Here is a 12020-nt window from a genome sequence, read left to right on the forward strand (position 1 = left end):
TCGTAGCTCTCCTTTGCTCACCGTGTCGTCGCTCCTGCTCTAACGGCGGCCTCGGCTGCGCGCCAGGCCGCTACCAGCCGTTCTACCTGCTCCGCCGGGCGCACGGCCAGCCGAAAGTATCCGGGACCGACGCCACCGTCCGAAGCCTCGGTCTGCGAGAGACCGGGAAAGGATTCGCAGCGCCGCACGGCGATGCCGCGATCGACGAGCGCCGAATGGAAGTCCGCCGTGTGCACGCCGGGCGGCGCCGCCACCAAGAAGAACGGGGCCTGCGGATCGGCGACGATTCCGATCCCGGCGGCGGCCAGCGCGCGTGCCATCTCGTCGCGCTCGGCGTGCATGCGTGCACGTTCGGAGCTCACCCAGGCCTCGCCCGCCTCGCTCGTCGCAACCTCGAGGGCGCGCAGCTGGGGCGTGCCGAGGTGCCAGTGCCCCTGGCGTGAGGCGAGACGATCGAGCAGGCGCGGATCGCCGACCGCGTAGCCTACGCGCAGTCCCGCGAGCGACCACGTCTTGGTGAGCGAGCGCAGCACGACCACCCCGGAAACGCGCGCCCCGGCGAGCGAGGCCGGCTCCCCGGCTGCGGTCATGTCCATGAAGGCCTCGTCGACGACGAGCACTTCCGCGTTCGCTCCGAAGTCGAGAACCTCTGCAGGTGTGTACAGGCGCGAGGTGGGGTTGCACGGGTTGCCGAGAACCAGCGCGGTGTTCGGCTCCAGCGCGGCTCCGGCCGGCAGGTCGAATGGTGCGTCGAGGGTGATCGTGTGCACCGGAAGGTTGGCCTTGCGTCCTTGGTGCAGTGGTTCGGTAAAACTCGGCATCACGCAGGTCAGCGACGCGGTGCCGAGCGCCGGAAGCAGCGCGAACCCCTCTGCGCCGCCGGCGAGCAGGAGAACCTCTTCAGGAGTGACGCCGTGGCGCCGCGCGATCTGCTCCCGCACCCGCTCGGTCTCGTTCGCGCTCGGATAGGCGGCGATGTCCTCGATCGCCCCGATCAGCGCTTCGCGCATCAATGACGGCGGACGTGCCGCGCGCACATTGACGGCGAAATCCAGGCAACCGGGGAACAGTTCCCGGTCGCCGTGGAATTCGGGGGCCGCCGGAGCGGGCGAGGTATCGGCCACGATTTTCCAGCTTACTGTGCCCCGTCGCGGGGCCGCCGCCGTCGGTAAAGTGGATGCCGTTGGCCACGAAACGAGGCCGAAGTGAAGAGGGGGCGACCGTATGTCCGATCCGTATCGCGTGGTTTTCGTGTGCACCGGGAATATCTGCCGCTCCCCGATGGCGGAGGTGATGGCCCGCGCCGCCTTCGCTGATGCCGGGCTCGGCGAGAAGGTATCTATCGAGAGCGCCGGCACCGGCGGCTGGCACACCGGCGAGGGCATGGATCCCCGCGCCGCCGCCGAGCTCGAGGGCCTCGGCCTGAATCCCGGGCACTCTGCGCAGCAGGTCTCCGAGCGGCTGCTCGACGCGGACCTGCTCGTGGCGCTCGACTCCGGGCACGCGAGCTCGCTTCGCCACTCGGGCGCCGCCCCGGAGCGGGTTCGGCTGCTGCGCGAGTTCGACCCGGATGCCCATGGCGTGGATGTCGCAGATCCGTACTACGGTTCGCAACGCGATTTCAGCACCGTCCGCCGTCAGATATCCGCCGCTCTTCCCGGGCTGGTAGACACCGTCCGCACCGAGCTCGGGCAGTAGCCGAACATGGGCCCGGCAGGAGCGGCCGCCCATGCAGCTTCAGGGGCTGCGGCGACTTCTTCGAAGCAGCGGGCAGGGGTTACCGTAGAGGTGTGAATCTCAAGCGTGTACTCACTCCCGGCTGGTTGCTCGGCATCATCGCCGTCATCGCTTTCGCCGTGGCGTGTTTCATGCTGCTGGCGCCGTGGCAGCTCGGCAAGAACGACAGCCTCAACGCGCGCAACGATCGGCTCGTCGAGGCCAGCGAGTCCGATCCCGCCCCGGTCGACGAGGCACTCGACGCCGAGGACCCGGCGAGCTTCGAATGGCATTTCGTGTCCGCCACGGGGCGTTTCGACGACGATCCGCAGCACCAAATTCTCGTCCGCCTGCGCCCAGTCGACGGCAACCAGGTCTACCAGGTCCTCAGCCCCTTCGAGACCGACGACGGCCGGACGCTGCTTATCAACCGAGGGTGGGTTCCTGTCGGCGCCGCGGGCGCGATCGGCGACATTCCCCCGGTGCCCAGCGGCGAGGTGGAGATCACCGCGCGTTTCCGGCAGGCGGAGCCGCAGCCTGCCGAGCCCACCGAGATCCGCGGCGCGGACACGGTGAAGACCTTCAACGTCGCCGAGATCTCCGCGCTTCCGGAGTTCTCGGACATCGATCTCGCCCCGCAATATCTGCAGCTCAACGGCGGCCAGCCGGGCGCGCTCGGCGAAATACCGACGCCGGCAATCGAGAGCGGGCCGTACCTGTCCTACGGCCTCCAGTGGATCGCCTTCGGTATTCTCGCACCTACAGCGCTCATTTACTTTGTGACGACGGAGCTGCGTAATCGCCGAAGCCGGCCGCTGCTCTCGCGTCCCGGCGAATCGCGAAGCACCGCGGACTCCTCTCCCACATCCGCCTCGACTTCGGCCGACGCGAAAGACGGCACGCCGTCCACCGCAGAGGATGCCCCCGCCGAGCGGACTTCGGCCCAGGACGAGAACGCGGTACTCGCGGATCGCTACGGTGGCGAGCGCATCAGCGCCGAGCAGCGGCGGGCGCGCAGGAATCGCAGCCGTATCTAGTTCGTCGCGATCCGCCCGGCCACGCCGGCCACCAGAAGCCCGAGGACCGCGGCGACCACTGTGCCGTCCTGGACGCGGCGCTCGAGCGCGAGGGCCCGAGAAATGTCCGCCGCCTGCACGAGCGCTGCGCCCGCGTTGAGCCGTCCCCGGAATTCGACCCCGTACGCATACGGCGTGCGCCCACCGAGCTCAACGCCAAGTGCCCCAGCCGCGGTCGATTCGACGACACCGGCGTTCGGGCTTGGATGCCCGTGTGCGTCGCGTTTCCATGCGCCGACGGCGTCGCGCATCCGCCCCCCGACCGACGGCGCTGCCGCCACCGTGGCGAGGCCCGCAAGCCGGGCGGGGATCCAGTTGAGCGCGTCGTCGAGCCTCGCTGCGGCCCAACCGAAATTCTCAAAGCGTTCGCTGCGGTGCCCGACCATCGCGTCGAGCGTGTTCGCCGCGCGGTAGGCGAGAATCCCGGGCGCCCCGGCCACGGCTCCCCACACCACGGGCGCCACGTGCGCGTCGGCGGTGTTCTCCGCGACCGATTCGACGGTCGCTCGCGCTAACTCCTGCGGGTCGAGCTGGTACGGCTCCCTTCCACAGAGCCACGGCAGCCACTCGCGGGCGCCGTCGACGTCCCCGGCAGCCATCGCGTCGCCGATAGTCCCTGCGACGCGGAGCAACGAGGTCCCGCCCAGGCTCACCCACGTCGCGGCGGCGGTGAAAACAACATCCACCGCAAAACGACCCGCTGGATGACGTCGCAGCCCGCAGTCGGCGAGCCATCCGGAGACCACGCCGAGCGATGCGGCCCCGCCGACCATCCCGGCCACATAGACGACCCCGGCCGCCCGTGCGCGCGCAGGCGCGGCTCCGGGGCGGTTAAGCGCGCGTTCGACCCCCTGGGCCGCTGCCCCGAATCCCGCCACCGGGTGCCAGTGTGCGGGGTCCGCGAACGCCCGGTCCGCTGCGAAGCCGAGGGCTAGGCCCGCCGCGCGGGAATGGAGGTCCGACGTCATACAGCGAATGGTAGCGGGGTCGGCCCCGCTCCCCCGGCTGCGGGCGCAGGGCAGCGGAATCGGTGGTCTTTAAGCGGATTATCGGAAAAAGAAAACGCCCGCCCAGAAAACTGGACAGGCGTTCAAAAAGTGCGCGCAGAGGGATTTGAACCCCCGACCGCTGGTGTGTAAGACCAGTACTCTAACCGCTGAGTTATACGCGCCTAACCGCACCATCAGCACGGCATGCAGGACGACAATACCGCATGGGACGCGGCAGACGTAAAAAGGCGCGGCTAGCGCTTGGGGACGCTGCCCTTGCGCAGCGCGAGCCGAGCTCCAGCCCACTCGCCGAGGCCGCCGGTCTTCGTTTGCATCATGCCGGCAGTCTGCGCGGATTCAGCGATGACGGCGGGCTCTACATGTCCATCGAGTCCGGTCTTCGGGGTGAATACCCACACGCAGCCGTCGTCGGACAGTGGGCCCATGACATCCATGAGGCGGTCGACAAGGTCTCCGTCGCCCTGCCGCCACCACAAAATCACCACATCGACGACTTCGTCAGTGTCGTCCTCAAGCAGGACGGAGCCGATGAGATCCTCCACGGCTTCGCTCAATGCCGGGTCACAGTCTTCGTCCCAACCGACTTCCTGGACCAGCATTCCCTTCTTGAGTTCGAGATTCTGCACGTCGACCGCGGTGGCGTCTTGAGTGGTGCCTTCGGGGTCTGCCGAAGCGACCAAGTTTCTTTCCTCCTCATGTGAGTGCGTCCCAGCATTGCCGGGTTGCGCTGTTTCGTTCAACACTACTGTGTCAACTTATCGCCTCGGATAGCAATGTAGAAGATATGTAGCCCGAATTTCCGGGATTTTCCCGGCGTGCATCGCGCCGAATCACCGCGCTTAACACGCGCTGTTGTGATCCGCGCTACCGTGGAACGTGAGCAAACTGTCACGTATTTGCTTCACCGTTCCGAACCGAATATCGCCATCCCCGCGAGTTCGTCGGCCCGGTGAGTTCCCCTGCAGGTATGCCACCTACTTATTTGCAGAGATCGGCGTCGAACACACCACTTCGATTCCGAATGACCGCACCAAGGAGATTCAATGAGCCCGAATACTGGCGAGGACGCCGTCGTTACCGGCGCGCACAGCGCCAATGTCCCCATCCTCCGCGAAGGCGTTGCCTCGTACCTCGCCGACTCGGACCCGGAGGAAACCCAGGAGTGGATGGACTCACTCGACGGGCTCTTAGCCGACGCAGGCCCCGAGCGTGCTCGTTATCTGATGCTTCGGCTCCTCGAGCGGGCGTCGAAGCAACGCGTGGCCCTGCCCGCTTTGACCAGCTCGGATTACGTCAACACGATCCCGACATCGCAGGAGCCCGAGTTTCCCGGCGATGAGACGATCGAACGTCGCTATCGCAAATGGGTGCGCTGGAACGCGGCGATCATGGTCCACCGGGCTCAGCGTCCCGGAATCGGGGTCGGGGGGCATATCTCCACCTATGCGGGCGCCGCTCCCCTCTACGAGGTGGGTTACAACTATTTCTTCCGCGGTAAGGACCACCCCGGCGGTGGCGACCAGATCTTCTTCCAGGGCCACGCCTCCCCCGGGATGTACGCCCGGGCATTCCTCGAGGGCCGTCTCACCGAAGAACAGCTCGATGGTTTCCGCCAGGAGAAGTCCCGAGCCGGAAATGCCCTTCCGTCTTATCCGCACCCACGTTGCCTGCCGGAGTTCTGGGAATACCCGACGGTTTCCATGGGCATCGGCCCGATGAACGCGATCTTCCAGGCACGGTTCAACAAATATCTCGCCAACCGCGGCATCAAGGACACCTCACACCAGCACGTGTGGGCTTTTCTCGGCGACGGCGAGATGGACGAGCCCGAATCGCGCGGCGCACTCGCGGTTGCGGCGAACGACGCTCTGGACAACCTCACATTCGTCATCAACTGCAACCTGCAGCGCCTCGACGGGCCCGTGCGCGGTAATGGCCAGATTATCCAGGAACTCGAATCCTATTTCCGCGGCGCGGGTTGGAACGTCATCAAGGTGATCTGGGGCCGCAACTGGGACACCCTGTTCGCGATGGACACCGAGAACGCCCTGGTGGACCTTATGAACAACGTCTCTGACGGCGACTACCAGACAATTCGAGCCAACGACGGCAAGTACCTTCGCGAAAACTTTTTCAACCGAGACCCGCGTACGGCGAAGATGGTCGAGGACTGGACCGACGACGAGTTATGGGCGCTCAAGCGCGGCGGCCACGACTACCGAAAAATCTACGCCGCATATAAGGCCGCGCTGGAACATAAGGGCCAGCCGACTGTCATTCTCGCGCACACGATCAAGGGTTACGGGCTCGGAACCAACTTCGAGGGCCGAAACGCCACCCACCAGATGAAGAAGCTGACCCTCGACGACCTCAAGAATTTCCGCGATAAGCAGGAAATCCCGATCGCCGATGACGAGCTGGAACGAGACCCGTACCTTCCGCCCTATTACAAGCCGGATCAAGATTCGGCGGAGATCAAATACCTTCTCGAACGCCGAAAGGAACTGGGCGGATTCGTTCCAGAGCGCCGCCACACCTTTACTCCGCTCACCGTTCCCGGGATCGACAAGCTCAAGAAGATGCGTCAGGGCTCGGGCAATCAGGAAGTCGCCACCACGATGGCGTCGGTCCGGATCCTCAAGGAATTGATGCGCGATCCGGAATTGAAGAAGCGTTTCGTCCCCATCATCCCGGATGAAGCCAGGACGTTCGGCATGGACTCGTGGTTCCCGACGTTGAAGATCTACAACCCGCACGGGCAGAACTACACCTCGGTCGACCATGACCTGATGCTCTCGTACAAGGAGTCCACGTCCGGACAGATCATGCACGAGGGCATCAATGAGGCGGGGTCCGTATCCGAGTTCACCGCCGCCGGCACCGCCTATGCCACCCATGGCGAACCGATGATTCCCGTGTACATCTTCTATTCGATGTTCGGGTTCCAGCGCACGGGAGATTTCATCTGGGCGGCGTCCGATCAGCTCGCACGCGGATTCTTCCTCGGCGCAACGGCGGGACGAACGACTCTCACCGGCGAAGGCCTCCAACACATGGATGGGCATTCGCAGCTGCTGGCGGCAACCAACCCCGCGATCGTTGCCTACGACCCCGCCTTCGGTTTCGAGCTGGCCCACATTTTCCGCGCCGGCATCGAGCGCATGTACGGCCCCGGGTCCGAGGTTGAACCGGAGCAAAGAGTCGAGCCGGTCCCCCACGACGAAGATCGCAACGTCTCGTACTACATCACCTTGTACAACGAGCCTGCCAAGCAGCCGGCTGAACCGGAAGACCTCGATGCCGACGCACTGCTTCGCGGCCTCTACCTGTTCCGAAAGGCCGAGAACTCCGGTCTGGAGGCCGATATCCTTGCCTCCGGTGTCGGCATGTACGCCGCCATGCGAGCACAGGAAATCCTCGCGGACGATTATGGCGTTGCAGCGAATTTGTGGTCGGCGACCTCGTGGAACGAGCTCGCGAAGAACGGGCTCGCCTGTGATCGACACGCTCTGCGAAACCCCGAGGATGAGGTCCAGGTACCTTTCGTGACCACCCAGTTGGAGGAGGGCGCGGGCCCGGTCATCGCGGTGAGCGACTTCCAGCGAGCGGTCCCTGAACAGATCCGTGGATTCGTACCCCGGTCCTACTACACTCTCGGCACCGACGGATTCGGGTTCTCCGATACTCGCCCGGCCGCACGTCGATTCTTCAATACCGATGCGGAATCGATAGTCATCGCCGTCCTTCGCGGCTTGTACAACGAGGGCACAATCGGACATGATCAGCTCGTTCAGGCAACACGCGACTTCGAAATCGATAGCGTGGATGCCGCACCCGAGCAGACATCCGACCCTGGAGTGGCGTGATATTCGAGTTGGACTCGATCGACCCGGCCGACGATTCGGCCACACAAGAGAATTCGGCCGCGCGCGCAAGCGCCTCATCGGAGACCGACGCGAGAACCGTTCGTCGGAAGAAGACCGATGAGTCGCGGCGCACGCGGCCGATCTCTGACGCGCTTCTCCGGCGCTTCACCCGATATTCCGGACGCCTGTCCACCGAAGCAGTGCACTGGCTGGAGACCCAGCTGACCTTCTTCCAGGTATTGCCGGCAGACCAAAAGGCTCAAATTCACCTGATCATCCAGAGCGCGATCCGGGATTTCGCCGCCTGGACGAAGAATCCCGAGGCCGAGCTATCCGATACGATCGCAGCGTTCAAGCTGCTGCCCGGTGAATCCGGCAGCTCCCTTTCGCTCCAGGAAACGGTCCAGCTCGTTCGTTCGACGCTCGACTACTTCGAGTTGGTTCTTCCACGCGTCTCGCACAACGAGGGTCAGCGCAATGCCACGATCACGGCACTGCTTCGGTATGGCCGTGAACTCGGGTTCACCGCCGCCGCCGTCTATGCGGCCGCGGCCGAGAACCGGGGGTCCTGGGACACCCGAATGGAAGCGATGCTCGTCGACGCGATCATTCGCGGAGACGACATGGCCGACCTCAACTCCGGCTCGGCTGCGCTCAACTGGGACACGACTCAGCCTTTGACCGTGATTGTCGGCGTACCCAAGGCCGATCTCGGAATTACGGCGGTCAACGATATCCACATGGCTGCCACTGCCGATGACCGGCAAGCGCTCGCCGTGGTCCAGGGCGCCCGCTTCGTCGTGGTCCTGTCCGGGGCGCTTCCCGCGGCCACTATGATCCCGCAACGCATTCTCAAGACCTTTGATGACGGCCCGGTAGTTCTGGGGCCCACCGTCAATAACCTTTCTCAAGCTCCTCGCAGCGCAGCAGAAGCGATCAAGAGCTTTGAGGCGGTCGCCGCGTGGCCCAATGCCCCTCGTCCGGTATCTGCCGTTGACCTCCTTCCCGAGAGGATTCTCGCGGGCGATGAAACGGCACGTCGCACTCTTGTCGATACGGTAATAGGCCCTCTTCGCGCAGCCGACGCGTCTGTCGAAGAGACGCTCCACGCATATATCGAGCATGGTGGCCAAGTGGAGGCGTGTGCGCGTGAGTTGTTCGTTCACCCTAACACGGTGCGCTACCGGCTTAGGCGTGTTGCGCAAATCACACAGTACGACCCCTTGAAACCTCGGGACTCGTTTGTTCTGCGAATTGCCTTGACTTTGGGCCGTTTGCCGCCACACTCGTCACACTAATTCACATGAATCTCATTCTTGTAGTTCGTGTAACGATATTCCGTTGGTAACAGATGGGGCACGACATTCCAGCAGTTTTGTGGAATCCCTACAAATTTTGACTGCGCATTCTGGTTAGCAAAACATCAGCATCAGTTATGGATCGGGTGTTTGCTTTAACACGTGCTTTCATTCAACGCCCCCGGACAAGGCTCGCAGAAGCCTGGGATGCTCGCCGATTGGCTAGAACGTCCCGGAGCTCGCGTCCGCCTTGAGCAATGGTCCGTAGCCAGCGGCCTCGACCTCGTCACGCTCGGTACGAACGCGTCGAAGGACGAGATCCGCGACACTGCGGTGACGCAGCCGCTTGTCGTTGCCGCAGCACTGCTCGCCGCGGCCGAGCTTCGTGAGCGCGGGCTCTTGCCCGAAGCGAACGCAGCGACGGCCGACGATCGCCACCGCGACACCGTGGTCGCAGGACATTCCATCGGGGAACTCGCCGCGCTCGCAATGGCGGGTGTCATCTCCGATGTCGACGCCGTGCTCCTCGCCGCTATCCGCGGAGCTGCAATGGCCAAGGCGTGCGCCGACCATGACACCTCGATGGTCGCCGTCCTCGGAGGCCGCGAGAACGAGGTGCGCGCAGCTATCGCAGACGCAGGCCTTTACCCGGCGAACATCAATGCCACCGGCCAGATCGTCGCCGCTGGTGACGCCGCGGCATGCGCCGAGCTGTCGGAGAATCCCCCTGCTCGCGCGAAAGTTCGTCAGCTCGAGGTCGCAGGCGCATTCCATACTCCGTTCATGCAACCGGCCGTCGAGGAGTTCGCAACGGCAGCCGCGGCAGTCGCCGTGTCCGATCCGGAATGCACCCTGCTGTCGAACGTCGACGGTAAAGCGGTCGACTCCGGCCACGACGCCCTCGACCGGGTTGTCTCGCAGGTGACCTCACCCGTGCGCTGGGATCTCTGCTCGCAGACCCAGACCGAACTCGGCGTGACGGCGTTCATCGAGCTCCCCCCGTCAGGCGCACTCGCGGGCATCGCGAAACGCCAAATGCGCGGTACCGACCGCCTAGCAATGGAAGGTCCGGACGACCTGGACTCGGCGAACAGTCTCGCGCTGTCCGCGTCGGCTAGTCTGTACCACTGCGCTTGACGCACGGCGCCGCGTAGCATTCCGGCGCCGCACACACTTGAGGCCTCCCCACAGGGCGGTCCGAGACCAGCAGGATAAATGCCCCAAACGAAAGGTTTACCCATGGCACGCACCAAGGAAGAAATCATCTCCGGCCTCGCCGAGGTAGTCGAAGAGGTTACCGGTATCGAGCCCTCGGAAGTCACCGAGGAGAAGTCCTTTGTCGACGACCTTGATATCGATTCGCTGTCCATGGTGGAAATCGCCGTGCAGCTCGAGGATCGCTACGGCGTAGAGATTCCCGACGAGGATTTGGGTAAACTGCGTACGGTCGGCGACGCCGTCTCGTACGTCGAGAAGATCGAGGCTTAGCTTCCTGCCCCGTCGGCCGGCTTCCGCCGGTCGGCGTGCGGCATTCGCCGCACCACGATAATGTAGATACGCACTACCATTTCGTTCACAAATATCCGTGGGCCTCACCCCACGCTCCGCTGCCCCTTGATTGATTGGGTAGCCGGTGTGAGCGAAAAGCGCCTTCCACACTCTGCGTCTAGCGCAGCCGCATTCAGGTAGTCGGAGAGCACGCCCCTCACCGCGAGCTCCCCGAACGCGTAACAGCATGTAGTCCGTCGTCCGATACGCAAGTGAGCGCAGCAAGCACGAACTTTCGGATCGTCTCGACGAGACTGGCTGCTTCCACCCCGAGCGGCACTTTCCTCCGCATACTGATCGCGCCAAGCGCGAGGTCGAGCACGTGGCACAGCCACTCGACAAATGAAGAGCCTTTAAGGAAACGCCAGCTATGACTGCATTCGCTACACCTGACATCTCCACCATCGAAGACGTGGACCCGCGCAATCCGTACGTTCGTCTCGCCACGCTTCTGGACGACGGCACCGTGTCCCCCCTCCAGGCAGCCGATGCCCCCGATACCTACGATCGCGCCGGCGTCGTCGCGGCACGCGGAACGATCGAAGGATCTCCCGTGGTCGCCTTCTGTACCGATGCCACCATCATGGGCGGGGCGATGGGCCACGTCGGCTGCGCCCATATCGTTTCCGCTATCGACACCGCACTGGAAGAAGGCGTGCCGTGCATCGGGTTGTGGCATTCCGGTGGCGCTCGACTCGCCGAGGGCGTCGAAGCACTTCACGGCGTCGGGCTCGTGTTCCACGCGATGGTTCGCGCGTCCGGCAAGATTCCGCAGATCTCCGTCGTATTGGGTGCAGCGGCCGGCGGCGCCGCGTACGGGCCCGCACTCACAGACGTCGTCATCATGGCTCCCGAGGGCAAGGTGTTCGTCACCGGCCCCGACGTCGTGCGTCAGGTCACCGGTGAGCAGGTCACCCAGGTTGAGCTCGGCGGGCCGACCGCCCACCACCGCAAGTCGGGCGTGTGCCACATCGCAAGCGATTCCGAAGGCGAGGCATACGAGAGGGCCCGCGAGCTGTCCACTCTCTTCAGCCAGCAGGGCGTATTCGACGCGGAGGCCCTCCGCAACGAGCACGAGGACATTGGCGCACTCTTCCCCGAGTCCCCGCGTCGGGCATACGATGTTCACCCCATCGTCGATCACGTCGTCGACGCCCGCGAAGACGGCTCCTCTAGTTTTGTCGAACTGCAGAGCAAATGGGCTCCGTCGATCGTCGTCGGATACGGGCGTCTAGCCGGTCGTACCGTCGGCATCATCGCGAACAATCCGCTTCGTCTCGGCGGGTGCCTCAATTCCGAATCCGCGGAGAAAGCCGCGCGCTTCGTGCGCATGGCTGATGCGTTCGGAATCCCGCTCGTCGTTCTTGTCGATGTACCGGGCTACCTCCCCGGCGTGGCACAGGAGTGGGACGGCGTCGTACGCCGCGGCGCCAAGCTGCTCCACGCATTCTCCGAAGCGAAGGTCGCCAGGGTCACCCTCGTCACGCGCAAGATTTACGGCGGCGC

At 64.3% G+C, this 12020-nt stretch carries 10 protein-coding genes and 1 tRNA gene; 7 read left to right on the plus strand and 4 right to left on the minus strand.

Translation table 11 applies throughout. The features are described from left to right. Positions 1 to 17: 17 nt before the first annotated feature. Positions 18 to 1124 (minus strand): aminotransferase class I/II-fold pyridoxal phosphate-dependent enzyme, encoded by a 1107-nt coding sequence (locus K8V11_RS00305; protein ID WP_303910116.1) that lies wholly within the window; start codon positions 1122 to 1124, stop codon positions 18 to 20. A 100-nt stretch (positions 1125 to 1224) separates the two neighbouring features. Between K8V11_RS00305 and K8V11_RS00310 the strand changes: the two genes are divergently transcribed. Next, complete coding sequence (locus K8V11_RS00310) at positions 1225 to 1698, plus strand: low molecular weight protein-tyrosine-phosphatase (RefSeq protein ID WP_303910118.1); 474 nt, start codon at positions 1225 to 1227, stop codon at positions 1696 to 1698. A 92-nt stretch (positions 1699 to 1790) separates the two neighbouring features. Further along, a complete protein-coding gene (locus tag K8V11_RS00315) occupies positions 1791 to 2753 on the plus strand; it encodes an SURF1 family protein (protein WP_303910120.1) in 963 nt (320 codons plus the stop codon). On the opposite strand, the gene K8V11_RS00320 is transcribed toward K8V11_RS00315, so the two are convergent. From K8V11_RS00320 to K8V11_RS00330, 3 genes are all read right to left on the minus strand, one after another. Further along, positions 2750 to 3760, minus strand: coding sequence for a cobalamin biosynthesis protein (locus K8V11_RS00320; protein WP_303910121.1), 1011 nt, complete (start codon positions 3758 to 3760; stop codon positions 2750 to 2752). The genes K8V11_RS00315 and K8V11_RS00320 overlap by 4 nt on opposite strands. A gap of 130 nt (positions 3761 to 3890) precedes the next feature. Next, positions 3891 to 3963: transfer RNA gene (locus K8V11_RS00325), tRNA-Val, on the minus strand. Positions 3964 to 4035: 72 nt separating this feature from the next. Next, positions 4036 to 4428 (minus strand): DUF3052 domain-containing protein, encoded by a 393-nt coding sequence (locus K8V11_RS00330; protein ID WP_303910136.1) that lies wholly within the window; start codon positions 4426 to 4428, stop codon positions 4036 to 4038. A 417-nt stretch (positions 4429 to 4845) separates the two neighbouring features. Here K8V11_RS00330 and aceE point away from each other — a divergent pair, with 417 nt between their 5' ends. From aceE to K8V11_RS00355, 5 genes are all read left to right on the plus strand, one after another. Beyond that, complete coding sequence (gene aceE / locus K8V11_RS00335; protein ID WP_303910123.1) at positions 4846 to 7668, plus strand: pyruvate dehydrogenase (acetyl-transferring), homodimeric type; 2823 nt, start codon at positions 4846 to 4848, stop codon at positions 7666 to 7668. A gap of 8 nt (positions 7669 to 7676) precedes the next feature. Beyond that, positions 7677 to 8966, plus strand: a complete 1290-nt coding sequence (locus K8V11_RS00340; protein ID WP_303910125.1) for a CdaR family transcriptional regulator — start codon at positions 7677 to 7679, stop codon at positions 8964 to 8966. A gap of 162 nt (positions 8967 to 9128) precedes the next feature. Next, positions 9129 to 10103 carry an ACP S-malonyltransferase gene (locus tag K8V11_RS00345; RefSeq protein WP_303910127.1) on the plus strand — a complete coding sequence of 325 codons (975 nt, stop codon included), beginning with the start codon at positions 9129 to 9131 and terminating at the stop codon, positions 10101 to 10103. Positions 10104 to 10205: 102 nt separating this feature from the next. Further along, on the plus strand, positions 10206 to 10454 hold the full coding sequence (gene acpM / locus K8V11_RS00350; RefSeq protein ID WP_067477122.1) for a meromycolate extension acyl carrier protein AcpM: 249 nt from the start codon (positions 10206 to 10208) through the stop codon (positions 10452 to 10454). A 430-nt stretch (positions 10455 to 10884) separates the two neighbouring features. Beyond that, a partial coding sequence (locus K8V11_RS00355; RefSeq protein ID WP_303910130.1) for an acyl-CoA carboxylase subunit beta occupies positions 10885 to 12020 on the plus strand: 1136 nt, incomplete at its 3' end.

The sequence above is a fragment of the Dietzia timorensis genome (genome assembly GCF_020742175.1).
Classification (GTDB): domain Bacteria; phylum Actinomycetota; class Actinomycetes; order Mycobacteriales; family Mycobacteriaceae; genus Dietzia; species Dietzia timorensis_A.

What these genes read in the sequence shown, in the direction of transcription:
- K8V11_RS00310 (WP_303910118.1), top strand. Translation starts at nt 1,225, where the DNA reads ATGTCCGATCCGTATCGCGTGGTTTTCGTGTGCACCGGGAATATCTGC.
- K8V11_RS00320 (WP_303910121.1), bottom strand. Translation starts at nt 3,760, where the DNA reads ATGACGTCGGACCTCCATTCCCGCGCGGCGGGCCTAGCCCTCGGCTTC.
- aceE (WP_303910123.1), top strand. Translation starts at nt 4,846, where the DNA reads ATGAGCCCGAATACTGGCGAGGACGCCGTCGTTACCGGCGCGCACAGC.
- acpM (WP_067477122.1), top strand. Translation starts at nt 10,206, where the DNA reads ATGGCACGCACCAAGGAAGAAATCATCTCCGGCCTCGCCGAGGTAGTC.